Origin of the sequence: Streptomyces sp. NBC_00328, assembly GCF_036139655.1 — a bacterium.
Classification (GTDB): domain Bacteria; phylum Actinomycetota; class Actinomycetes; order Streptomycetales; family Streptomycetaceae; genus Streptomyces.
Window position 1 is genome coordinate 2,398,043 of record NZ_CP108013.1, and the last position, 22,700, is coordinate 2,420,742.

The 22,700-nt window shown below is 72.3% G+C and carries 21 protein-coding genes and 5 tRNA genes; 8 read left to right on the top strand and 18 right to left on the bottom strand.

Annotated elements, in window-relative coordinates:
- Positions 1-95 precede the first annotated feature (95 nt).
- Together OG485_RS10445 and OG485_RS10450 are read right to left on the bottom strand one after the other, a co-directional pair.
- Positions 96-917, bottom strand: a complete 822-nt coding sequence (locus OG485_RS10445; protein WP_328667774.1) for an aminotransferase class IV — start codon at positions 915-917, stop codon at positions 96-98.
- 85 nt (positions 918-1,002) lie between these two features.
- Entirely contained in the window at positions 1,003-2,049 is a 1,047-nt protein-coding gene (locus tag OG485_RS10450) for a chorismate-binding protein (protein WP_328667775.1), read from the bottom strand.
- A gap of 156 nt (positions 2,050-2,205) precedes the next feature.
- Here OG485_RS10450 and OG485_RS10455 point away from each other — a divergent pair.
- The 5 genes from OG485_RS10455 (at position 2,206) to OG485_RS10475 (ending at position 2,665) form a co-directional block, all read left to right on the top strand.
- Positions 2,206-2,278 (top strand) — tRNA-Gly (locus OG485_RS10455).
- A 37-nt stretch (positions 2,279-2,315) separates the two neighbouring features.
- A tRNA-Cys gene (locus OG485_RS10460) sits at positions 2,316-2,389 on the top strand.
- 1 nt (position 2,390) lies between these two features.
- Positions 2,391-2,462: transfer RNA gene (locus OG485_RS10465), tRNA-Val, on the top strand.
- A gap of 19 nt (positions 2,463-2,481) precedes the next feature.
- Positions 2,482-2,553 (top strand) — tRNA-Val (locus tag OG485_RS10470).
- Positions 2,554-2,593: 40 nt separating this feature from the next.
- Positions 2,594-2,665, top strand: a tRNA-Val gene (locus OG485_RS10475).
- A gap of 137 nt (positions 2,666-2,802) precedes the next feature.
- Here OG485_RS10475 and OG485_RS10480 read toward each other — a convergent pair.
- From OG485_RS10480 to OG485_RS10495, 4 genes are all read right to left on the bottom strand, one after another.
- On the bottom strand, positions 2,803-3,102 hold the full coding sequence (locus tag OG485_RS10480) for a TFIIB-type zinc ribbon-containing protein (RefSeq protein ID WP_326788869.1): 300 nt from the start codon (positions 3,100-3,102) through the stop codon (positions 2,803-2,805).
- Positions 3,103-3,176: 74 nt separating this feature from the next.
- Positions 3,177-4,136, bottom strand: coding sequence for a phosphotransferase (locus OG485_RS10485; protein ID WP_443048679.1), 960 nt, complete (start codon positions 4,134-4,136; stop codon positions 3,177-3,179).
- Positions 4,137-4,643: 507 nt separating this feature from the next.
- Positions 4,644-4,850, bottom strand: a complete 207-nt coding sequence (locus OG485_RS10490) for a hypothetical protein (RefSeq protein WP_326788868.1) — start codon at positions 4,848-4,850, stop codon at positions 4,644-4,646.
- A gap of 241 nt (positions 4,851-5,091) precedes the next feature.
- On the bottom strand, positions 5,092-5,325 hold the full coding sequence (locus tag OG485_RS10495) for a hypothetical protein (protein WP_326788867.1): 234 nt from the start codon (positions 5,323-5,325) through the stop codon (positions 5,092-5,094).
- Between the two features lie 196 nt (positions 5,326-5,521).
- Between OG485_RS10495 and OG485_RS10500 the strand changes: the two genes are divergently transcribed.
- Positions 5,522-6,835 (top strand): serine/threonine-protein kinase, encoded by a 1,314-nt coding sequence (locus tag OG485_RS10500; RefSeq protein ID WP_328667779.1) that lies wholly within the window; start codon positions 5,522-5,524, stop codon positions 6,833-6,835.
- 13 nt (positions 6,836-6,848) lie between these two features.
- Here OG485_RS10500 and OG485_RS10505 read toward each other — a convergent pair whose 3' ends face one another.
- From OG485_RS10505 to OG485_RS10545, 9 genes are all read right to left on the bottom strand, one after another.
- Positions 6,849-7,667, bottom strand: coding sequence for a TrmH family RNA methyltransferase (locus tag OG485_RS10505; protein WP_328667782.1), 819 nt, complete (start codon positions 7,665-7,667; stop codon positions 6,849-6,851).
- A 63-nt stretch (positions 7,668-7,730) separates the two neighbouring features.
- Positions 7,731-8,963, bottom strand: a complete 1,233-nt coding sequence (gene cobA / locus OG485_RS10510) for a uroporphyrinogen-III C-methyltransferase (RefSeq protein WP_328667784.1) — start codon at positions 8,961-8,963, stop codon at positions 7,731-7,733.
- A 165-nt stretch (positions 8,964-9,128) separates the two neighbouring features.
- Positions 9,129-12,905 (bottom strand): nicotinate-nucleotide--dimethylbenzimidazole phosphoribosyltransferase, encoded by a 3,777-nt coding sequence (gene cobT, locus OG485_RS10515; protein WP_328667786.1) that lies wholly within the window; start codon positions 12,903-12,905, stop codon positions 9,129-9,131.
- 344 nt (positions 12,906-13,249) lie between these two features.
- A complete protein-coding gene (cbiE, locus tag OG485_RS10520; protein ID WP_328667788.1) occupies positions 13,250-14,461 on the bottom strand; it encodes a precorrin-6y C5,15-methyltransferase (decarboxylating) subunit CbiE in 1,212 nt (403 codons plus the stop codon).
- 311 nt (positions 14,462-14,772) lie between these two features.
- Positions 14,773-15,411 carry a GNAT family N-acetyltransferase gene (locus tag OG485_RS10525; protein ID WP_328667790.1) on the bottom strand — a complete coding sequence of 213 codons (639 nt, stop codon included), beginning with the start codon at positions 15,409-15,411 and terminating at the stop codon, positions 14,773-14,775.
- A gap of 180 nt (positions 15,412-15,591) precedes the next feature.
- Positions 15,592-16,428 carry a MetQ/NlpA family ABC transporter substrate-binding protein gene (locus OG485_RS10530; RefSeq protein WP_328667791.1) on the bottom strand — a complete coding sequence of 279 codons (837 nt, stop codon included), beginning with the start codon at positions 16,426-16,428 and terminating at the stop codon, positions 15,592-15,594.
- A 95-nt stretch (positions 16,429-16,523) separates the two neighbouring features.
- Positions 16,524-17,261, bottom strand: coding sequence for a methionine ABC transporter permease (locus OG485_RS10535; RefSeq protein ID WP_328667793.1), 738 nt, complete (start codon positions 17,259-17,261; stop codon positions 16,524-16,526).
- Positions 17,258-18,292 (bottom strand): methionine ABC transporter ATP-binding protein, encoded by a 1,035-nt coding sequence (locus OG485_RS10540; protein WP_443048680.1) that lies wholly within the window; start codon positions 18,290-18,292, stop codon positions 17,258-17,260. Before OG485_RS10540 ends, OG485_RS10535 begins: the two co-directional genes overlap by 4 nt.
- A 375-nt stretch (positions 18,293-18,667) precedes the next feature.
- Positions 18,668-19,315 carry an HAD family hydrolase gene (locus OG485_RS10545; RefSeq protein ID WP_328667797.1) on the bottom strand — a complete coding sequence of 216 codons (648 nt, stop codon included), beginning with the start codon at positions 19,313-19,315 and terminating at the stop codon, positions 18,668-18,670.
- A 69-nt stretch (positions 19,316-19,384) separates the two neighbouring features.
- On the opposite strand from OG485_RS10545, the gene OG485_RS10550 reads away from it, so the two are divergent.
- Both OG485_RS10550 and OG485_RS10555 read left to right on the top strand, forming a co-directional pair.
- The gene (locus OG485_RS10550) at positions 19,385-19,744 is read left to right on the top strand and encodes a hypothetical protein (RefSeq protein WP_328667798.1); all 360 of its coding nucleotides are present in this window, start codon (positions 19,385-19,387) and stop codon (positions 19,742-19,744) included.
- 1 nt (position 19,745) lies between these two features.
- Positions 19,746-20,261: a hypothetical protein gene (locus tag OG485_RS10555; protein ID WP_328667799.1), complete on the top strand. Its 516-nt coding sequence runs from the start codon at positions 19,746-19,748 to the stop codon at positions 20,259-20,261.
- 24 nt (positions 20,262-20,285) lie between these two features.
- Here OG485_RS10555 and OG485_RS10560 read toward each other — a convergent pair whose 3' ends face one another.
- The 3 genes from OG485_RS10560 to OG485_RS10570 all read right to left on the bottom strand — a co-directional run bounded on the left by OG485_RS10560 (position 20,286) and on the right by OG485_RS10570 (position 22,649).
- Positions 20,286-20,789: a GNAT family N-acetyltransferase gene (locus OG485_RS10560; RefSeq protein WP_328667800.1), complete on the bottom strand. Its 504-nt coding sequence runs from the start codon at positions 20,787-20,789 to the stop codon at positions 20,286-20,288.
- Between the two features lie 55 nt (positions 20,790-20,844).
- Positions 20,845-21,339 carry an RNA polymerase sigma factor gene (locus OG485_RS10565; protein WP_328667801.1) on the bottom strand — a complete coding sequence of 165 codons (495 nt, stop codon included), beginning with the start codon at positions 21,337-21,339 and terminating at the stop codon, positions 20,845-20,847.
- Between the two features lie 146 nt (positions 21,340-21,485).
- Positions 21,486-22,649 (bottom strand): glycerophosphodiester phosphodiesterase, encoded by a 1,164-nt coding sequence (locus tag OG485_RS10570; protein WP_328667802.1) that lies wholly within the window; start codon positions 22,647-22,649, stop codon positions 21,486-21,488.
- Between the last annotated feature and the right edge of the window lie 51 nt (positions 22,650-22,700).

Sequence of the window (22,700 nt, forward strand, 5' to 3'; positions counted from 1 at the left end):
TGTACCCGCTGACGCACGCGTCGTCAGCCGAATTACCGGGCGGTCGCCAGCAGACCTACCGGACGGCCGGAGGCCGGTGGCCCCGAAACGGCCGGTCAGGGATCGAGGTCGTCCCCGGCCCGCTCGTCGAAGACGCGCATCGCCTTGGCGGTCACCGGGCCCGGTGCGCCCGGCAGTTCACGGGTGTCGACGCGGTGCACGGCCTGCACATCGCGCAGCGTCGACGTCAGGAAGACCTCGTCGGCGCGCTCCAGGACGTCCAGCGGCAGGTCGGTCTCCTTGGCGCCGGTCCATTCGACCGTGAGGGCACGGGTGATGCCGGCGAGGCAGCCGGAGGCGACCGGCGGGGTGTGGATCTCGCCGTCGAGGACGACGAAGACGTTCGACCCGGTGCCTTCGCAGAGTTGGCCCACCGTGTTGGCGAACAGCGCCTCGGACGCGCCGTGTTCACGCGCGCGGGCCAGGGCGACGACGTTCTCGGCGTACGAGGTGGTCTTGAGGCCGGTCAGGGCACCGCGCTCGTTGCGGGTCCAGGGAACGGTGACGACGGCCGTGGAGTCGGGGCGCGGGGCCGAGCCGCCGAGCGCGACGACGAGGGTCGGACCGTGCTCTCCGCGGTCGGAGCCGAGCGGACCGTGACCGCCGGTGTAGGTGATGCGGAGCCGGCCGAGCGGCATCGGATTGGCGTCGAGGACGGCGGCGCAGGCGCGGCGCACCTCGTCGGCGTCGGGCTCGGGCAGACCGAGGCCGCGCGCCGAACGGGCCAGCCGGTCGAGGTGGCGGGTCAGCGCGAAGGGCCGGCCGTCGACCGCCTTCACGGTCTCGAAGATGCCGTCACCCACGGTCAGTCCGTGGTCGAAGACGGAGACGCGGGCGGCCTCGATGTCCTGGAGCCCGCCGTCGAGCCAAAGCTTCACTGGTCTACCTCGCATGTGAATGTGCCGGACGTCTCGTCCGGCACGGCGTTCCGGCCCCGGTCCCCGCCTCGTCCCCGCAACCGGGTCAGTCGGTGAGGGTCCCGTCACCCGCGTCGTACGTTCCCGACGCTACCGCGAGCAGCCGGGACGCCTTCAGCTCGGTCTCCCGCCACTCCCCCTCGGGGTCGGACCCCCAGGTGATGCCGGCCCCCGTACCGAAGCGCAGGACGCCGTCGGCACGGTCGATCCAGAACGTGCGGATGCCCACGGCCAGCTCGCCGGTGCCGCGGTCGGCGTCGACCCAGCCGACACCTCCGCAGTACGGGCCGCGCGGCGCGGTCTCCAGGGTGTCGATGATCCGCAGGGCGCTGGACTTGGGCGCGCCGGTGACGGAACCGGGCGGGAAGGCGGCGGACAGGAGTCCGGGCCAGCCGACGTCCTCGCGCAGTTCGCCGCTGACGGTGGAGACGAGGTGCACGAGCCCCGGGTGCTTCTCGACCACGCACAGGTCGGGCACGGTCACGGTGCCGGTGGCACAGACCTGGCCGATGTCGTTGCGGACGAGGTCCACGATCATCACGTTCTCGGCGTAGTCCTTGTCCAGGAGGTCCGCCTCGGTGCGTCCGGTGCCCTTGATCGGCCCCGACTCGACGGATCGGCCCGCGCGGCGCACGAAGAGCTCCGGGGAGGCGGTGGCTATCTCGACACCGTGGTCCGGCAGCCGAATCGTTCCCGCGTACGGTGCCGGGTTGCCGCGGGCCAGCAGAGCGGTCAGCGCGTCGACGTCGGCGTCGGCCGGGACGGGCGCGGAGAGCACGCGGCAGAGGTTCGCCTGGTAGACCTCACCGGCCGCGATGTGCTCCCGGATCCGCCGGACACCCGCCGTGTACGCGGCGCGGTCGAGGGACGACGTCCAGTCACCGGCCGCCGGGCCGTGCCAGCGTCCGGGCACCGGCGCGGGCACCGGCTCCTCTCGTACGTCGCGGAAGCGGGCGCAGGTCAGCCGCCCTTCGAAGTCGGCCGAGACGGCCCAGAAGCCGGACGAGTCCAGGGCCGCGGGATCGCTGGTGACATCGAGGAGACCGGTTGCGACGAGGCCGCCGAAGCGGGCGAGAGGAGGGAGGTCGAGCACGCAGACGAGTCTAGGGCGGGTGTCCGGCGAGTGCCCCGACCATGTCCTCGGGCGGACAGACCGCAGCACGCTGCACAAACGCGTTTTTGTGCTGGCCCGGGAATCCGCTAGAGTTCAACTCGTCGCCGGGACGCGCAAGCGAAACGGAAACGACAAGCGGACGTAGCTCAGTTGGTAGAGCGCAACCTTGCCAAGGTTGAGGTCGCCAGTTCGAACCTGGTCGTCCGCTCGCAGGAAGTGGGGGATCTTCCCGAACCCGCACTCCTGGTGGAGTGGCCGAGAGGCGAGGCAACGGCCTGCAAAGCCGTCTACACGGGTTCAAATCCCGTCTCCACCTCCAAGGACGATTAGCTCAGCGGGAGAGCGCTTCCCTGACACGGAAGAGGTCACTGGTTCAATCCCAGTATCGTCCACTGGTCCGCAAGGATCCCCGCGCGATTAGCTCAGCGGGAGAGCGCTTCCCTGACACGGAAGAGGTCACTGGTTCAATCCCAGTATCGCGCACGCAGTACCAGCAGCAAGTGCGGCTCCGACCGCGTGACCTGCGCGATTAGCTCAGCGGGAGAGCGCTTCCCTGACACGGAAGAGGTCACTGGTTCAATCCCAGTATCGCGCACAAGCAAGCCCCCGGTCGTCTCGACGACCGGGGGCTTTGTCGTGCCCCGGCCGGCCTGCCGGACCTGTGACCTGACCCACGGGGGCCTGGACACGCCGAAGGGGCCCCTCCGTTCGGGAGGAGCCCCTTCGGGTGGCTCAGGACGAGAAGAGCATGTGGCCGAAGCTCTTGTGGCGCTGGTGGCCGCCGTGACCGCCGTAGTGGCCTCCGTGACCGCCGTGCTGCGGGGCGCCCCATGCGGGAGCCGGAGCGGACGGGTACGCCTGCGGGGCGCCCTGGGGCGGCGGCGCGGGCTGGGACCACTGCGACTCCACGCGGGTCAGGGCCTCCAGCTCGCCGTAGTCGAGGAATATCCCTCGGCAGCCGCTGCACTGCTCGATCTGGACGCCATTGCGGTTGTACGTGTGCATCGGCGCATGGCATTTCGGACACTGCATGCTCGGCTCAACTCCTCGCCGGTCGGTACTGCTTCCGCCAGGACAGACACCGCCCGGCTTCGGTCGGTTGCAGCCTACGTGGCGAAACCTCGGGTCAACTCGGGCGGGATGGCACTCATTCGGTCACAGGCGTCGACCACGGCCTGCTGCACCTCGTCCAACGGCCGTTCCGCGGCGGCGGATTTGGCGACCGCGAGGGCCGCGGCCTGCACGGTGAGGGCGCGGGCCGCGACGTCCAGGGCGGGCCAGGGATCGCCGTCGGCGGGCACGGCGGGGCCGCCGGCGTCCCGGTAGGCGGCCAGGAAGCGGAACCACTCGTCGGGCGGCAGCAGCCCGCAGGCGTACCAGGCGGCGGGGCGGGCCAGGTCCCAGGCCGGGGCGCCGACGCCCAGGTCGTCGACGTCGATGAGGAGCCAGGGACCGTCCGGTGCGGGGTGGCGTACGAGCTGGCCGAGGTGCAGGTCTCCGTGGCACAGGGTCGTGACGTCCGGCATCGGGGCCTCGGCCCGCGCCCAGCCGGGCAGGGCGGCCCAGGCCCGCAGGACCGGGGCGGTGGCCGGGTGCGGGCCGGCCGCGCGCATCCGGGCCATCGCCCGGGCGGCCTTGACGGGCCCCCGCATGGGCGGCAGCCCGTCCGGGGCGGGAGCCCGGTGCAGCCGGGCCAGCAGGGTCGCCGCCGCCTCCCAGGGGGCCGCCTCCGGGATGTCGGGATCGACGGGAGCGCCGTACGGCCAGAGGGTCACCCGGCGGCCGAGGAGCTCGGCCGGGGCCGGGTCCGACGGCGGCAGGAGGATGCCGGGAAGGCGCGTGGCCGCGGCGACACGCCGGGCGAGCGCGTGGGGTTCCGTGTCCGGGGCGTGGGCCTTGGCGACGATGCCGCCGTGACGGACCACGGTGCCGTCGTCGCGGTCCGCGAGGAGTGTGTCCTCGGCGCCGCAGGAGCAGGCTCCGCGGGGGCCGGGCACAGCCGCCACCGGGTGAACCGCGCCGCGCGCCGCGGCGGCGAGCGCGGACACCAGGCTGGGTACGGTCACGGATCCCCCCTGTGCTGGACGACGTGCCGGTACGACCCTGACGCCGGGGGCGCCCGCCGGTCAGGACGCCTGCCGGCGAGAGTACGCACCCAAGGCCGACGCCCGGCACCCGGCACCCGGCACCCGGCACCCGGCACCCGCGACAGGACGGCCCCCGGTCACCCACCGCCGCACCTGCCCCGGATCCCGGGGCGGGACGGGTGCCGACCACCCCGGTGCCCGGCCCGGCCGGCCGGGTACCCCCTCGCCGCACCGGCCCGGCACGAAGCGAGTCCATGAGCGGAGGGTCCGCTGTGAAGCACCCGGCCTCACGGCGGACCTTCGCCCAGGCCCCGCTGCCCAGCGCCGGGCAGCGGACACGGGCAGCAGACACCGGGCACAAAGAGATGCCCGCGCAGCTCCCCAGCTGCGCGGGCATCTTTCTGCCGTCCGCCGCACCCCCGTCCCCACGGGGTTTCATGGCCGGATGTCCCCGCCCGGACCGCTCTTCCGGGCCTGGGGCGCCGCTCAGCGCCCCAGCATCACGCCCACGGACGACGCCTGTGTGACCACCGCGTCCCAGCCGCCGAAGACGACCACGAGCAGGGCCGCCAGGGGAAGGACCATCGCTGTCGCCACCAAGGGGTGGCGCTGACCCTGGCGGGTGCCGAACGCGGCGGTGTACGCCTTGCGTCCCTGCGTGCGGAGCTCTGTCCGCGGTGCCATGTGGGCCATGGTCCCTCTCCTGACCGAGATTCTGTTGTGCCTGGCAGCGGCGGGTGTCTGACCTCGGGGGACGAGTGCTGCACCCGCCGCTTGACCTCAAATCTAGGCGCGCGACGACGTCGGGTCGTCATGCCCTCGTACCGATTGCCGGGCCTCCCGGAGGATGAGCCATGACCTGCCGAGTACTACCGTGGGTGGAGACGCGGACCCAGGTCTCAGGGTCTTCCCGGAGGCGGACGTCCGATTGGCCCTACTGTTCCGAGCTGTCCTCCCGGGGAACCGGCTGCTCGACGAGTGCCAGCACCCGAGTCGCCATGAAGCGGGCGGTCCGTACCACTGTTCCGTTTCGAGTGACTTCGCTCACTTCTACGACACCTCGGCGCACCGCCGTCTCCACCCGGCGACCCGCCCTGCTCGCCACCACCTCGTACGTACGCGTCGTGTCCCCTGCGTCCACGACTATCTCCACGCGGTCACCCCTCACGGGCTCAATCCCCCTTCAACGATGGATGGTTGGGATCAAGGGCAGGCCAAAGAGGCGCTGTTCGCACGCTCCCTGACCACCTCTCAAGTTTCCCACCCGGCACTGACAATCGATCGGAACGAGAGGGCGCGGCCTCTGCGCGCACCCGGCCGCGAAAACGTAAGCTGTGGCTCGTCAAACGGACCGGGCAGCGGGGATGGACATGGCGATGATGCGCCTGAGGCGCGAGGACCCGCGTGTCGTCGGCTCGTTCAGGCTTCACCGGCGGCTCGGCGCGGGGGGTATGGGTGTTGTCTACCTGGGCTCCGACCGGCGTGGCCAGCGGGTCGCGCTGAAGGTGATCCGGCCTGATCTGGCGGAGGATCAGGAGTTCCGTTCCCGGTTCGCTCGCGAGGTCTCGGCGGCCCGGCGGATCAGGGGCGGCTGCACGGCACGGCTCGTCGCCGCCGACCTGGAGGCGGACCGGCCGTGGTTCGCCACCCAGTACGTGCCCGGTCCCTCCCTGCACGACAAGGTCGCGGAGGAGGGTCCGCTGTCGGCCGCCGACGTGGCCGCCGTGGGTGCCGCCCTCTCCGAGGGGCTGGTCGCGGTGCACGAGGCCGGGGTCGTCCACCGTGACCTCAAGCCGTCCAACATCCTGCTGTCCCCGAAGGGGCCGCGGATCATCGACTTCGGCATCGCATGGGCGACCGGGGCGAGCACCCTCACCCACGTCGGCACCGCGGTCGGCTCCCCGGGCTTCCTGGCGCCGGAGCAGGTACGCGGCGTCGCCGTCACCCCGGCCACGGACGTGTTCGCGCTCGGGGCCACGCTCGCGTACGCGGCGACCCAGGACTCACCCTTCGGTCAGGGCAGTTCCGAGGTGATGCTCTACCGGGTGGTGCACGAGGAGCCGCATCTGCACGGGGTCCCGGACGCGCTCGCTCCGCTCGTCCGGGCCTGTCTGGCGAAGGACCCGGAGGAACGGCCCAGCACCCTCCAACTGTCCCTGCGGCTCAAGGAGATCGCGGCCCGCGAGGCCCAGGGCATGGTGGACGCACGGCCGCCCGCGCCGCGCTCGGATCCGGACCGGCCGACGGGACGCCTGGCCGAACAGTACGCCGAGCAGCGCACCCAGCGGCGGCCGGGGACCACTCCCCCGCCGCGCACCGGCGGGACGAACGGCGGATCGCGGTCGGGCTCGCGTCCGGCGCCCGCCCGCAGCACCGGCCGCACCGGGAACAGGCCCGCGCCCCGCAGCGGCGCCGGACGGCCTGGTCCGCGCACCACCGGCACCGGCAGGCGGCCCGCCAATCCGCGGCTGCTGCGCCAGCGGCTCTTCGTGTTCGTGGTGGTGACGCTGCTGGTCGCGCTCGGTATCGCGGCGGCGCAGGGGTGCCAGGGGCCGTCCCGCGGACTCGACGACGGGCCGCGGGGCGGCGTACACCAGGAACAGTCGGCGTCCGGGCGACTGCCCGCGGGCGACGCGATCACCGATCCGTACGGGAGCGCGCACCGAGCGGAGAGCTAGTGCCGCGCGGCCGTCAGCTCGCGGGACGGCCCGTCGCCACCGCGTAGAAGGCGACCGCGGCCGCCGCGCCGACGTTCAGGGAGTCGACGCCGTGGGCCATCGGGATGCGCACCCATTCGTCGGCCGCCATCAGGGCCCGGGTGGACAGCCCGTCGCCCTCCGCGCCCAGCATCAGCGCGACCCGGTCCATCGTGTGCGGGGCGGCCTCGTCGAGGGACCTCGCCTTCTCGTCCGGGGTGAGGGCGAGCAGGTTGAACCCGGCGTCGCGCACCGACTCCAGGCCCTTGGGCCAGGTGTCGAGACGGGCGTACGGGACCGAGAACACCGCGCCCATCGAGACCTTCACCGAGCGGCGGTAGAGGGGGTCCGCGCAGTCCGGGGACAGCAGCACCGCGTCCATGCCGAGGGCCGCGGCGGAGCGGAAGATGGCGCCGATGTTGGTGTGGTCGTTGACCGACTCCATGACGACGACCCGGCGCGCGGACCGCAGCAGCTCCTCCGCCGTCGGCAGCGGCTTGCGCTGCATCGAGGCGAGCGCGCCCCGGTGCACGTGATAGCCGGTGACCTGCTCGGCGAGCTCGGGGCTGACCGCGTAGACGGGTGCCGGGAGTTCGTCGATGACGTCGCGCATGACGTCGACCCACTTGGCGGACAGCAGCATCGAGCGCATCTCGTAGCCGGCGTCCTTGGCCCGTCTGATGACCTTCTCGCCCTCGGCGATGAACAGGCCCTCGGCGGGTTCGCGCTTGCGGCGCAGTTCCACGTCGGTCAGGCCCGTGTAGTCGCGCAGACGCGGGTCGTCGGGGTTCTCGACGGTGATGAGATCGGCCACAGGGTGATACTGCCTTGTCCTGGGTGCGGTGCCAACGGCTGGGAACGGGTGGGTTACCCGTGGTTACTCGGGAAGCCCGGAGCCGACGCCCACGACCTCGCCGATGACGATGACCGCGGGCGGCCGCACGTCCTCGGCGCGGACGGTGTCGGCGACGGTGGCCAGGGTGGCGTCGACGCGGCGCTGTGCGGCGGTCGTGCCCTCCTGGACGAGGGCGACGGGGGTGCCGGCCGGCTTGCCGTGCGCCACGAGCGTGTCGGCGATCCTGCCGATCTTGTCGACGCCCATGAGGACGACGAGGGTGCCGCGCAGCTTGGCGAGAGCGGACCAGTCGACGAGGGAGCGCTCGTCGTCGGGGGCCACATGACCGCTGACCACGGTGAACTCGTGCGCGACGCCCCGGTGGGTGACCGGGATGCCCGCGGCGCCCGGCACCGAGATCGAACTGGAGATGCCGGGGACGACCGTGCAGGCGATGCCCGCCTCGGCGAGCGCCTGGGCCTCTTCCATGCCACGGCCGAAGACGAACGGGTCGCCGCCCTTCAGCCGGACGACGGCCTTGCCCTGCCTGGCGTGCTCGATGAGCGCGTTGTTGATGGCCTCCTGGGCCATGAACCGGCCGTACGGGATCTTCGCCGCGTCGATCACCTCGACGTGCGGCGGGAGTTCGGCGAGCAGGTCACGGGGTCCGAGGCGGTCGGCGATGACCACGTCGGCCTCGGCGAGCAGCCGGCGTCCGCGGACCGTGATCAGGTCGGGGTCGCCGGGACCTCCGCCGACCAGGGCCACTCCGGCGGTACGGGTGCGGTGGTGCGGTGCGACGAGCGTCCCGTCCCGCAGCCCCTCGACCACGGCGTCGCGGATCGCGGCCGTGTGGCGGGGGTCGCGGCCCTTGGCGTCGGTGGTGAGGACGGCGACGGTCACGCCCTCGCTGTGGCCGGTGGCCGGGGTCCACGCGGTCGCCGCGTCGGCGTCGTCGGAGCGGACGCACCAGACACGGTGGCGCTCCGCCTCGGCCGACGCCTCGGCGGCGGCCCGCGGGTCGCTGGTGGCGATCAGCGCGTACCAGGCGTCGGCGAGGTCGCCCTCCTCGTACGGGCGCCTGGTCCAGGTGATCTCGCCCGCGTCGGCCATGGCCTCGACGGACGGGGTCGCCTGCGGTGACACGAGGTGGATGTCCGCGCCCGCCGCGATGAGCGCGGGAAGCCGTCGCTGGGCCACCTGGCCACCGCCGAGGACGACGACACGACGGCCGGCGAGACGGAGGCCTACGGGGTAGGCGGGGTGTTCGGCCATGGAGGTGCGGCTCCTCGTACGGGCAGGCGGTACGGGCGGGCGCGCTGCGGCTTTGGAGCGGCCCTGACGTGGGGTTCTTCGGTACGGGTCCGGACAGGGGTCCAGACTACGGCGGGGCCGGGTGGGCAGCTCGGGACGCCTGCCCACCCCACCGGTGCCGGGGGCCTACTTCTCGGTCACCCCGGCCGAGTCGAACGTCGCGACCTCGTGCATCGCGCGCGCCGCGCTCTGCACGATCGGCAGGGCGAGCAGGGCGCCGGTGCCCTCGCCCAGGCGCAGGTCGAGGTCGATCAGCGGGCGCAGGCCCAGCTTGTTCAGAGCGGCCACGTGACCGGGCTCGGCGCTGCGGTGGCCCGCGATGCAGGCGGCCAGGACCTCGGGGGCGATGGCGCGGGCCACCAGTGCGGCGGCGCCCGCGCTGACGCCGTCCAGGATCACCGGCGTACGCAGGGACGCGCCGCCGAGGAGGAGGCCGACCATGGCGGCGTGTTCCAGGCCTCCGATCGCCGCGAGAACGCCGATCGGGTCCGCCGGGTCGGGCTGGTGGAAGTCGATGGCCCGGCGGACGACCTCGGTCTTGCGGGCCAGGGTCTCGTCGTTGATGCCCGTGCCGCGGCCCGTCACCTCGGCGGGGTCGGCCCCCGTGAAGACCGAGATCAGGGCCGCCGACGCGGTCGTGTTGGCGATGCCCATCTCGCCGGTCAGCAGCGCCTTGTTGCCGGCGGCCACCAGGTCGCGGGCCGTCTCGATGCCCACCTCCAGCGCGGCGACGACCTCTTCCCGGGTCATGGCGGGACCCGTGGTCATGTCGGCGGTGCCCGCGCGGACCTTGCGCGGCAGCAGCCCCGGCGTGGCCGGCAGGTCGGAGGCGACGCCCACGTCGACGACACAGACCTCGGCGCCCACCTGGTTGGCGAAGGCGTTGCAGACCGCGCCGCCGCCGAGGAAGTTGGCCACCATCTGACCGGTGACCTCCTGCGGCCAGGGGGTGACACCCTGCGCGTGGACACCGTGGTCGCCGGCGAAGATCGCGACGGCGGCCGGCTCCGGGATCGGCGGCGGGCACATCCGGGACAGGCCCGACAGCTGCGCGGAGATGATCTCCAGCATGCCGAGGGCGCCCGCGGGCTTGGTCATCCGCTTCTGACGCTCCCAGGCCTCGCCCAGCGCCTTCGCGTCCAGGGGGCGGATGCTGGAGACCGTCTCGGCGAGCAGGTCGTGCGGCTCCTCGCCGGGCAGGGCACGGCGGCCGTACGTCTCCTCGTGCACGACCCACGACAGGGGGCGTCGCTTGGACCAGCCGGCCTGCATCAGCTCGGGCTCGTCGGGGAACTCGTCCACGTATCCGACACAGAGGTAGGCCACCGCTTCGAGGTGCTCGGGCAGGCCCAGCGCGCGGACCATCTCGCGCTCGTCGAAGAAACTGACCCAGCCGACGCCGAGACCCTCGGCGCGGGCCGCGAGCCACAGGTTCTCGACCGCGAGGGCGGAGGAGTACGGCGCCATCTGCGGCTGGGTGTGCCGGCCCAGGGTGTGCCGGCCGCCCCGGGTCGGGTCGGCGGTGACGAGGATGTTGACCGGGGTGTCGAGGATGGCCTCGATCTTCAGTTCCTTGAACTGCTTGGCACGGCCCTTGGGAAGCGATTTGGCGTAGGCCTCGCGCTGGCGCTGGGCGAGTTCGTGCATGCTGCGCCGGGTTTCGGCGGAGCGGATGACGACGAAGTCCCAGGGCTGGGAGTGGCCGACGGACGGAGCGGTGTGCGCGGCCTCCAGGACGCGCAGCAGCACGTCGTGCGGGATCGGGTCGCTGCGGAAGCCGTTGCGGATGTCACGGCGCTCGCGGATCACGCGCAGGACGGCCTCGCGTTCGGCGTCGTTGTAGCCGGGGGCCGCCGGACCGGTGGACTCGCGTACGTCTTCCACCACGGCCGTGCTCTCTTCCTGGTCGGCGACCTGGGTGCGCAGGTCCTCCGCTTGCTGTGCGGCCACGGGTTCCGGCTCCGCGGTGAGGGGCTGCGGAACGGGGGTGGTGGCCTCGGACTCGGCCTCGGCTTCCCGGGGGGCGGGCACCGACGCCTGCGCGACCGGCTCGGCCTGCGCCACGGTGGTGTCCTCCTCCGCCGGGAGGGGCGCCGGGGCGGCCTGGGCGGGCTCCTGGGCCGGCGGCTGCTCCTCGGCGGCCTCCGGAGCCATGGTCATGCCGTGCGGCGGGGTCGGGGCGAGGTGCGCGGCCGTGGGCACCGTGCCGTCCACGGGCACGAACCCGCCGAGGCTCTGGTCGGCCTGGGGTACGACGGGGGCGCCGGGGAATCCGGGGGCGCCCGCCGCGTCCGGGGCGCTCTCGGGGTACTGGTCGCCGAGGGCCGGGAGGTACGGGTCGCCGACGGTCTCGTGGGCGGCCTCGGCCTGCGCGGCCACGCCGGCCGGTACGGCGTGCGGGGCCTCGGTGGTGCCGGACGCGGACAGGGCGATGCCGTCGTGGGCGACGGCGTCGTCCTCGGACAGGGCGGTGCCGTTCTCGGCGACGACGGGCGGACCGGTCAGCCGCTGACCCTGGGTCTGGCCCTGGACCTGGACCTCGTCGGGAGCGATGTCCTGTCCGCCCTGCGAGGCTTCCGCCGAGCGCGCGGAGAGCGCCGACAGGGCGGACTCCGGGGTCTCGTAGACGTGCGGGGCCGGTACGTCGGCGGGCTGCTCGGCGCCGGACAGGGAGGCTTCGTCCACGAAGAGGACAGCGGGTTCCGGGAGGTGGACGGCGGGCTCCGCGAACCCGGCCTCCTGGACACCGGGTGCGGCCAGGCCGGCTCCGTGGGTGTCCTGGCCGGCGAGCAGCGGCGGGACCTGCGCGGCGGCGGGGTCCTCGGCGGGTACGAGACCCTCGGCCGGGGCGAACGACTGCGCGGGCACGGCAGGTCCGAGGTCCTCGGTGATCTGCGCCGGTACGGCCTCGGGCGCGGAGGTCTCCCCCTCGCTCGGGGCCGGTCCGCCGACGTCGGCGGTGTCCGGCCCGCCCAGGACGTCCGGGACGTCCTGGAAGTGCGGGGCTCCGGGAATCTGCGGGGCGGCCGAGCCGTCCGCCGCGGGCACCGCTTCGGGAGCCGGGGTGCCGTCCACCGGCTCCTGGAGGTCGAGCGACATCCCGTCGGCCCCCGGTACCGGCGCCTGGGCGGCGTCGAAGTCCGGGGCCGGGTCGTGGACGAAGGGCGCCGCCACGACGCCGGGCGCCTGCTCGGCCTCCGCGGCCTGCGGTGCCTCGGGACCCGGTGCGGGTTCCGTCATCACCGCGGAGGCGGGCAGCTGTGCCGCCTCGGGGACGACGGTGTCCGCGGAGGCGGGCAGCTGTGCCGCCTCGGGGACGACGGTGTCCGCGGCCGCGGCCTCGCCGCCCGCCGGCACGGCCCCCCACACCGCCGCACTCTGCGGCAGGGCGTCGCCGGCCTGCGGCAGGTCCAGGTACTCGGGGCCTGCGTTCGCCGGGCCGGCGTGGCGCAGCGGGGTGACCGGGGTGGCCATGGAGCTCGGGCGGGCGCCCGCGGGTCCGCGGTCGGCCAGCGAGCGCACCGGGCTGGAGGAACCGTCCGGCGTGGGCGGGCCCAGGTGCAGCGGACGGCGCGGCGTCACGGGCTGCGGAACCGGCTGGGGCACGGGCGCCGGGCTCGGCGCGCGCACGGCGCCGAGGTCGATCGCGCCGGTGTCGCGTCCGTCCGTCTCGTGCGGGCCGGGTTCGTCCGTGAAGGGCATCGGGGCCGGCGGCGGCACCTCGTTGCCCCAGGCACCCTGGGCACCGGGCGCACCCGGCAGGAGAAGGAGGTCGTCCTCCTCGACAGAGCTCTCGGAGGAGTCGAGGTAGGTGTACGCGCCCGGCGCGGTGACGCCCGGCTGCTCCACCATGCCTGCGTTCTCCGGCAATCCCTCGCCCGGGACCTGGCCGGTGTCGGTCATGCGTACCCCTCGCCCATCGGTTAGTGCTCCAAAGTCCAGCTCGCCGGGGACGGCGCACCGACCGCCCCACAGTGAAGAACGAGCGTGCATGCCCAGCGGCACGTACGACCGGCCACCAAAGGCGACAAAGCCATTAACAGGCATTGTCCCGGTCATCCCGCCCTCGCGACAGCGTGATCCGCGAGTGGCCGCTGTGGACTGCGCCACGTTGCGCGTCCTCCGGTTCTGCCGTACCACACACGCCTCAAAACGGGCGGGTTTTCCGGACATTGACCTACGAAAGGCCGACTCCCGGGAGCGGTACAACGATCGGCCAGCCTACCGCGCGCAGTACGACAACAGGATCACGGGGCGCGATCCGGCAGACGGCCGCTGAGCAGGAACGCGACGCTCCGCTCCTTCTCCGTCCAGGCCCGTGTATCGAGTTCGACGGACTGAATGAGAGCGCACTCGACGTCATAGCCGTGTTCGGTCAGATCGCGGCCGATGAGTTCGGCGGCGTCACGGGTCGCGGCGTCCGCGACGATGCGCTGGGGACGGCGGTCCGCGACCGCCGAGACGACCGCCGCTCCCCCGCCTCCGACCCGCACGACATCGGGTTCGGGCAGGTCTTCGAGGACGTGCGGGGCGCTGCCGTGCACGATCTGCATCTGCACGCCGTAGCGGCGGGCCGAGTGCTCGGTGCGGGCGCAGGAGCCCGGACTGCGGTCGACCGCGATGACGGCGGCACCGGTGCGGGCCGCCTCGGTGGCGAAGGCGCCGCTGCCGCAGCCGATGTCCCAGACGAGGTCGCCGACGCGCGGTCCCAGCCGGGCGAGCTGGGCGGCGCGCAGCAGATCCGTCTCACCCTCGCCGAGCGCGCCGCCGTACGCGCGCGCGGGCAGTGCCCAGCCGCGCGGCCCGGCACCGGGTTCCCGTCCGGCGATCCAGCCGCCGCCCTCGGCCGCGGCCACGAAGCCGCCGATGACGATCACGACGTTCGGGTCGCGCCAGGTGTGGTCGGCCGCCTTGTCAGAGGTGAGGATCGTGACCTGTTCCCGGGCGGTGCCGAGTTCCTCGCAGATGACGAAGGAGCGGTGCACTCCTTCGAGCAGCAGCCCGAGTTCGGCGGGGCCGGCGCCGGGCGAGGTGAGGACGGCGACCTTGGTATGGGCGCGGCATACATTCACTGCGCGTCGCAGGGTGCGACTGTGTGCCACGACCACTTGCGCGTCGTCCCAGGGCATTCCGGCGCGGGCGAAGGCGGCGGCCACCGCGGAGACGGCGGGCACGACTTCGACCTCCAGGCCGAACTCGGGTGCGCGCAGGGTGCGTACGACACCGAAGAATCCGGGGTCCCCGTCGGCGAGGACGACGGCGGTGCCCCGGTGGCCCGCGATACGGCGGGCGGCGAGGGCGACGCTGCCCAGCCGGACGCGTTCGGCGTTCTCGGGCACTTCGGGGAGTTCGAGATGGTGGGCCGCGCCGGCCACCAGCGTGGCGGCACCGAGGGCGGAGCGCGCCGCGTCGGCCAGCGGCGAGCCGTCCCAGCCGATCACCGTGACCCGGTCGGCCATCGTCGTCAGTCTCCAGAAGGTCTTCGCAGGTCTCAGGTGCAGCCCGGGCGGGCTTCGTGAGGGTACCCCGGTGCGGTCCGGCGGGGGTGTGGCGGTCGGTGTGGCGCGGGGAGCGGTCCCGCCGTGCCGGGTCGCCGGGTCCGGGTACGTGTCCGGACCCTCGGGGCCGGGATCCGGTGAGGTGACTCCCGTACACCCATGTGACTCGACCCGACCGTATACGACCCGTCGTGACCGGACGCGACATGCCGTGACGGTTTCCGCTCGTCGGAGCGGCCCGCGCACGGGCTGCCGCGCGTCGGCCGGGACCCTCAGTTCCAGTCGTTGAAAGAGGAGTAGCGGCCCGTGTCGGTGAGGTGCCCGTCCATTCCGTCGAGGTCCTCGGGCAGCAGGCTCCACACGATGAAGTCGGTGCGCAGGTCGACCCAGGTGCCCTCCTCGGTCCGGGTGCGCGCTATGCAGGCGTTGCGCAGCACGCCCTCGCTGATGCAGCCGATCTTCTGGGCCACCTGCTGCGAGGCGGTGTTACCGGCGGCCGTGCGCAGTTCCACGCGCTCGAACTTCTGCTCGCGGAAGAGCCAGCGGGCTGTGGCGAGCGCGGCCTCGGAGGCGTAGCCCTCGCCGCGCGCCCAGGGGGCGATGATGTAGGACAGCTCGGTGGAGCGGACCCGCCAGTTGGTCTTGCCGAGCTGGATGACGCCTACCAGACGCTGGGTGAGGAACTCGGTGACGGCGAGGTCGAGTCCGCGCCCCCGAGCGCGTTCCGTGGGCGCGTAGTCGGTGATCCAGTCGCGGGCACCGTCCTCGGTGAACGGCTGCGGGATCGACGTCCAGGCCGCCACCATCTCGTCGTTCATCATCTCGGTCAGCGCGGGCACGTCGTCCTCGTCGAGCGCACGCAGGACCAACCGCTCCGTGCTGATGGAGATGTCGGGGAAGGTGCTCGTCATGCGACGCTCCGTAACCGTCGGGGACTTCGGACCTGATGTACCGTCGGGTCCGCTGAACTGCCCAGCATGCAGCATGAAACCACCGAACGGCACAACGGGGTCCACTCCGGGTAATGGAGTGGACCCCGTGCGGTGACTAGTCGGGCCACGGGCCGCAAATCGGCCCGGCCTCCGGCCTGTTTAGAAGGACGGGATGACGGAGCCGGCGTACTTGTCCTCGATGAACTTCTTGACCTCGGGCGAGGTGAGGAGCTTCGCGAGCTTCTTCACGCGCGGGTCGTTCTCGTTGCCCTTCTTGACGGCGAGGAAGTTGCCGTACGGGTTGTTCGTCGCCGACTCCAGGACGAGTGCGTCCTTGGCGGGCTTGAGGCCGGAGGATATGGCGTAGTTGCCGTTGATCACCGCGGCGTCCACATCCTCCAGGGAGCGCGGGGTCTGCGCCGCCTCAAGCTCCTTGAACTTGAGGTTCTTCGGGTTCTTGGAGATGTCCCGCGGGGTCGCCTCGCTGCCGGCGCCGTCCTTGAGGGTGATGAGCCCCTTGGACGCGAGCAGCTTCAGGGCACGCGCCTCGTTCACCGCGTCGTTCGGCACCGCGACGGTCGCACCGCTCTTCAGGGCGTCGGCGCTCTTCACCTTGTGCGAGTAGAGGCCGAGCGGCTCCAGGTGCACCGTGACGACGGGCACGATGTGGGTGCCGCGCTTCTTGTTGAAGTCGTCGAGGTACGGCTGGTTCTGGAAGTAGTTGGCGTCCACCGAGCCGTCCTCGGTCGCCGTGTTGGGCACGATGTAGTCCTGGAACTCCTTGACCTCCAGGTCGAGTCCCGCCTTCTTCGCCAGGTTCTTCTCGATGAAGTTCAGGATCTCGGCGTGGGGGACCGGGCTGGCGGCGACGACGAGCGGGCCACTGTAGTCGGAGGACGAGGAGGAGGAGTCCTTGCCCGAACCGCAGGCGGAGAGACCCAGGGTGAGGGCTCCGGCGACGAGGACGGCGGTGGTGATCTTGGCAGTGTTACGCACGAAAAGTGCCTTTCCTGAGGGGTGGAGCGACCCCGTCATGGGGTGGACGGGGAAAACGGTGGGTGGGGCCGGGGACCGCGCGGGTCCGCGGTGGTTCAGGCGGCCTCGCCGACGTCCGCGGCCGCGGGCCGGCGGGACTTCAGCAGGCGCAGCCTCGGGGCGGGACCGGAGTGGCCGCCGCGGCGGTCCAGGGTGCGGGCCGCGTGGTCGCCGGCGAACTGGATGGCCGAGATGACCACGGCGAGGAGGGCGACGATGATCCACATCAGCTCGGTCTCGAAGCGCTGGTAGCCGTAGCGGATGGCGAGATCGCCCAGTCCGCCCGCGCCGACGGTGCCGGCCATCGCGGAGTAGCCGATGAGGGCCACGACCGTGGTGGTCGCCGAGGAGATCAGCGAGGGCAGCGACTCGGGGACGAGGACCTTGCGGACGACGGTCCAGGTGTTGCCGCCCATCGCCTGCACGGCCTCGACGAGCCCGCCGTCCACCTCGCGGACGGCCGTCTCGACCAGTCGCGCGAAGAACGGGATCGCGCCGACGGCGAGCGGCACGATGGCGGCCTCACGGCCGATGATCGTGCCGGTGACCCACCGGGTGAAGGTCATCAGGGCGACCATCAGGATGATGAAGGGCATCGAGCGGGCGACGTTCACGACCTGGCCGACGACCTTGTTGGCGACGACGTTCTGCAGCAGGCCGCCGCGGTCCGTCAGCACCAGCAGGAGACCGAGCGGCAGGCCGCCGGCGATCGCGATGAGGGTGGACCAGCCGACCATGTAGAGCGTGTTCCAACACTCCTCTGACAGCAGCGGCTGCATCTCGGACCAGCTCACTTGGCACCTTCCTTGACCAGCGTGGGCTGCTGCCCCTGGATGTCGATCTGCAGGCCCTGCTCGCGCAGGAATCCGATCGGCACGACGTTCTCCTCGTAGCGGCCGGGAAGTTCGATGCGCATCCGGCCGACCTGCCGGCCCGCGACGGTGTCCATCGCGGCGCCGAGGATCGAGATGTCGATGTTGTAGGTGCGCGAGAGCTGCGAGATGACCGGCTGGGTGGCCGACTCCCCGTGGAAGGTGACGTCGATGACCGTGCGGTCGTCGCCCGAGGCGGTACCGCTGACCGGGAAGAGCGCGGCGGCCAGTTCGGAGCCGGGCGTCGCGAGCAGTTCGCTGACGGTGCCGGACTCGACGATGCGGCCGTTCTGCATCAGCGCCGCCGAGTCGCAGACGGTCTTCACGACGTCCATCTCGTGGGTGATGAGCAGGACCGTCAGACCCAGCTGGCGGTTCAGGTCGCGCAGGAGCTGGAGGATGGACCGCGTGGTCTCCGGGTCGAGGGCGCTGGTCGCCTCGTCGGAGAGCAGCACCTTCGGGTCGCCGGCCAGCGCGCGGGCGATGCCGACACGCTGCTTCTGACCGCCGGAGAGCTGGGCCGGGTAGGACCCCGCCTTGTCGGACAGGCCGACCAGGTCCAGGAGTTGGAGAGCCTTGTGGCTGCGCGCCCTCCTGGAGAGGCCGAGGATGTCGAGCGGCAGCTCGACGTTCTCCTGGACGGTCCGCGAGGACAGCAGGTTGAAGTGCTGGAAGACCATGCCGATCCGGCTGCGCGCCTGGCGGAGCTCCCGGCCCGCGCGCGGGCCGCGCCCGGCGAGGGCGGTGAGGTCCCGGCCGTCGACGGTGACCGTGCCGGAGCTGGGACGCTCCAGGAGGTTGACGCAGCGGATGAGCGAGGACTTGCCGGCGCCGGACTGGCCGATGACGCCGTACACCTCGCCTTCGCGGACGTGCAGATCGACGCCGTCGAGGGCGGTCACTTCACGGCCGCGCGAGCGGTAGACCTTGGTGAGGCCCGTTGTCGTGATCACTGGGGATTCCGTCACTGTCGAGTGCGGGCGTGGGGGTGCGCCGGGCACGGGTGCATTCGGTCGGAACACGGCACGGTTCTCGCGATGGCGATGGAACCGGAAGGAGAACGTGTGCGCGGGGCAGCCCGGTCACGTACGCGGTACGGACACAGGGCGCGGCGATCCCGCTTCGGGGCGCGGGATCAGGCGGTGGAGCGAGGGCCCTCTAGCAGGCACACATTCGACACATACAACGAGCACCGGGCGTCATGGTCGCCTCGGTCGCAAGGATGCGGTCGCTCGTCGTGGTCATGGAAGGAAGTAAAGCAGACCGGGGGCCGGGGGCCGCCACCGCTGTCCGAATAGCGGACAGCCGTGGACGGCGGTGGACACTTTTCAGCCTCGGACGGAGATCTCCATCCCCTTGTCCGTCACCAGTACGGACAAGGCGGAGAGGTCCTCGACCACGAGGTCCGCGTCGAGTTCGCCGGCCTGGTGCGTTGTGGCCAACGCCACGGTGGTCATACCCGCGGCGCGGCCCGCCCGGAGCCCGGCGGGGGCGTCCTCGAAGACGACGCAGCGGGCCGGGTCGACGCCCAGTTCGCGGGCGGCCAGCAGATAGGGCTCGGGGTCGGGCTTTCCCCGGGTGACGTCGTCGGCGCAGACCATCGTCTTGGAGCGGATCCCCACCTCGTCCAGCCTGGCTTCGGCGAGCCTGCGGGTGGCGGAGGTCACGACGGCCCAGCGCTCGGCGGGCAGTCCGGCGAGCAGCGCGAGGGTTCCGGGCAGCGCCTCGACCCCGCCCGGCACGTCGTCGACCTCCAACTGCTCGATGCGGGCGAGCGCCTCGGGGACGAGGGCGGCGGGCAGCAGGTCGGCGGCTATCTCGACGGCGGGGCGGCCGTGCAGGCCGATCGCGGCGAAGTCCTCGGCGGTGATCCCGTACTCCTCGGCCCACAGGGTCCAGCAGCGGTTCACCGACTCGAGGGACGAGACGAGGGTGCCGTCGTTGTCGAACAGGAGGGCTTCAGCGTGGATCTTCATGGCTTCGACCCTACGGGGGAGCCCGGGGGCGAGCGCATCAGGTCTTTTGGCCCGTAATAGGGTCACGGCATGTTTGATGCCCTGACGGTCGCGACGGCCGTCGCCGCGCTCGTGCTCGCCGCCTGGTGCGGCTGGGCCGCCCATCGCGATCAGCCCACCAAGGACTGGCACTTCATCGGCATGGCCGTGGTGAGCGTGCTGGTCCTGGTCCAGCTGGTGATCGGCGTCGTCCAGCTGGCGCGCGGCGAGAAGCCGGAACAGGGCACGACGATCTTCGTGGCGTATCTGATCGGCGCCTTCGCCTGCATCCCCGCCGCGGGATTCATGTCCCTGGCGGAGCGCACCCGCTGGGGTTCGGTCACGGTGGCGGCCGGCGGCATCGTGCTGGCCGTGCTCGAAGTCCGGCTCTACGACATCTGGGGAGGCTGAGATGACGGCCACGGAGGAGAACACGAGCGTGCCTCGGGACGAGCGGAACGCGCAGGGCGTGCAGGGCGTGCAGGGCGTGCAGGGCGGAACGCCGCCGGAGCCTGCCGCCGGCACGAAACGCGCGCGGCTGATCGGCGGCCCCGGGATCCTGCTGGTGTGGCTGTACGGAGTGATGGTGGTCGGCGCCGTGTCACGGTCGGCCGTGCAGATCTCGACGCAGTTCGACAAGGCACCGCTCGCCTACTCGCTGTCCGCGGCCGCCGGTCTCGTGTACGGATTCATCACGTACTCGCTCGTGCGCGGCGGCGAGACGGCGCGCAGGGCGGCGCTGGTGTGCTGCGCCGCCGAGCTCGCGGGTGTACTGATCGTCGGGACCTGGACGCTGGCCGAGCCCTCCGCCTTCCCCGACGCCACGGTGTGGTCGGACTACGGCATGGGCTATCTCTTCATCCCGGTCCTGCTGCCGCTGTCGGCGATGTACTGGCTGCGCAAGGCGCGTACGACCGCCGCCGTCTGACGAACCGGCCGAAGCCGGCCGGGCTCAGGCGCTGGTCGCGTACACGCCGGTGTCGGCACCCTTGGCCAGGGTCACCAGCGTCATGCGCTCGCCCACCCGCTCCTGCGAGACGGGCGCGTAGCCGTGCTTGCGGTACAGGCGCAGGTTGCGCTCGCTGCGGTGGCCCGTGAACAGCTGGAAGGACTTGGCCGTTCCTTCGGCGCCGAGGCGGGTCTCGATCGCGTCGAGCAGACGTCCGCCCAGGCCGTGCCGCTGCATGCGCGGGTGCACGATGAGCTTGTTGATGCGGCCCGTGCCGTCGGTGTCGACGGCGCCGCGCACCGAGGCCACCACCTCGTCGCCGAGCCGGGCCACCAGTACGGTGCCGCCCGCCAGTTCCGCCCTGAGCGAGTCGAGCGGCTGGGTGAGCGGCTCGATGCCGTAGTCGCCGTACAGCTCGGCCTCGCTCTGATAGCAGAGGTACTGCAGCTTCAGGATCGATTCCGCATCCTGCTCGGTCGCCGCCGAGATGGTCACGCTCATGCCCATGTGTGCATGCCTCCCGCTCACCTGTTCCGGTCGTCCCCCACTCCTATCCCCGTCGTCAGCGGGCCGCAACCTCCGCGGTCAGCAATCGACGAAGACATCCAAGACATCTGGAGCGTTCCGGACCAAGACTGCCCTGTGAGATACCCAACTCGCCCGCGATCTCCTGGTAGGTGAGGTCCCTGGGGGAGAGCAGGGCGGCCATCAGGCCCGGGCAGCGGCCGGGCAGCCGGCGTACCGCCTCGTGCAGCTCGCGGCGGCGGACGGCGGCCATCGCCCGCTGCTCCGGGCCAAAACCGCTGTCGTCCGCGGGCTCGGTGGCGTAGGGCTGCTCGACGCGGGCCGTGCGGCGGCTGCGGCGGGCCTCCGAGCGCACGGCCCGGCGCACCCAGCGCCGCGGGTCGGCGGGCGGTCCCGACACGTCCAGGCGTTCCAGCAGCCGAAGCCAGACGGCCTGTTCCAGGTCGCCCGGCTCGGCGCCCGAGGCGTGGGCCTCCGCCGACGCCTCGGCGGACAGCAGCGGGCGCAGGGCGGTAACCAGCTCGTGGGTCATGTGCGGCACGACGCGGCCGCCCCGGCACGAGGTTGCCGGGGCGGCCGTTTCTCACCCCATCCGGGGTGAGGGGGTCGTCCGTTGACGGAGGACGGGCATCCGTCCCATTCGGTGCCCCGGTCCGTCGGCGGACCGGGGCCGCGGCCTCATCGCCCGAGGAAGTCCGCGCGGGCCAGCACCGCGGTGTCCGCGTTGTCGGAGAACACGCCGTCGATGCCCGTCTCGAAGTAGACCTTGAACGCGCCGAAAGGGTCCCCGTAGGCGTCCGCGGCGGTGCCCTGGCGGAAGTCCGCGGGCAGGAAGGGGTTCTCGTTGCGCATGGTGTAAGGGTGCAGGATGAGGCCCGCGCGGTGCGCGTCGGCGACGAGCGTGGTCGGCGTGGTCAGGTTGCCGGCCGCGTCCTTCGGGATGACCAGGTCGAGGGTGGGGCCGATGCCCTGCGCGTACGAGGCGATCCACTGCAGCCCCGCGGGCGTGACGAGGTCGGCGACCGTGCGGGGGTCACCCGCCGCGACGAAGTCCCAGGGGCGGGTGTTCGCGGCCGAGAGCAGGACGACGAGCGGGTTGCCGACGAGCTTGTCCAGCCGCTGGATGCTGCTCGGCTCGAAGGACTGGAGGATGACCGGCGAGTCCTTCCTGTCCTTGCCGTACGTGCGCAGCAGTTTCGCGACCCGCTCCTCCAGGCCGAGGCCGAGGTCCCGGAAGTAGGTGGGGTGCTTGGTCTCGGGGTAGATCCAGACCTGCTTGCCGCGCCTGCGGGTCTGCTCGTCCTGCCAGCGGAGCACCTCTTCGAAGGTGGGGATCTCCCAGCGGCCGTTGTAGAGGGTGTTGTGCGGGCGGTTCGCGGGGATGCGCTCGACGGCGCGCAGGGTCTTCAGCTCGGCGAGGGTGAAGTCCTCGGTGAACCATCCGGTGGTGGGGACCCCGTCGAGCGTCTTGGTCGTCCTGCGGCCCGCGAACTCGGGGTGCGCCGAGACATCCGTCGTCCCGCCGATTTCCGGCTCGTGACGGCATACGAGATGGCCGTCCCTGGTGGGCACCAGGTCGCCGGCCTCGACGACGTCAGCGCCCAGGTCGAGGGCGAGCTGGTACGAGCCGAAGGTGTGCTCCGGCCGGTAGCCGCTGGCTCCGCGGTGACCGATGACGGTCGGTCTGGGCAGACTCCGGTAGCCGCCGCCTCCGTGGCGTCCGTCCGCGCTCGCGGTGCCGGGCAGGCCGAGGGCCGCTCCGCCCGCCCCGAGCACCGCGGCTCCCAGCAGCGTCCGCCGCGCCGTGCCCCGCTCCTGGCCGTTCGACTCCTGCGCCCGCATGAGCGCTCCTCCCGCCGTAGGTGCCTGCCTGTCGAAGCGGGACGATCGTAG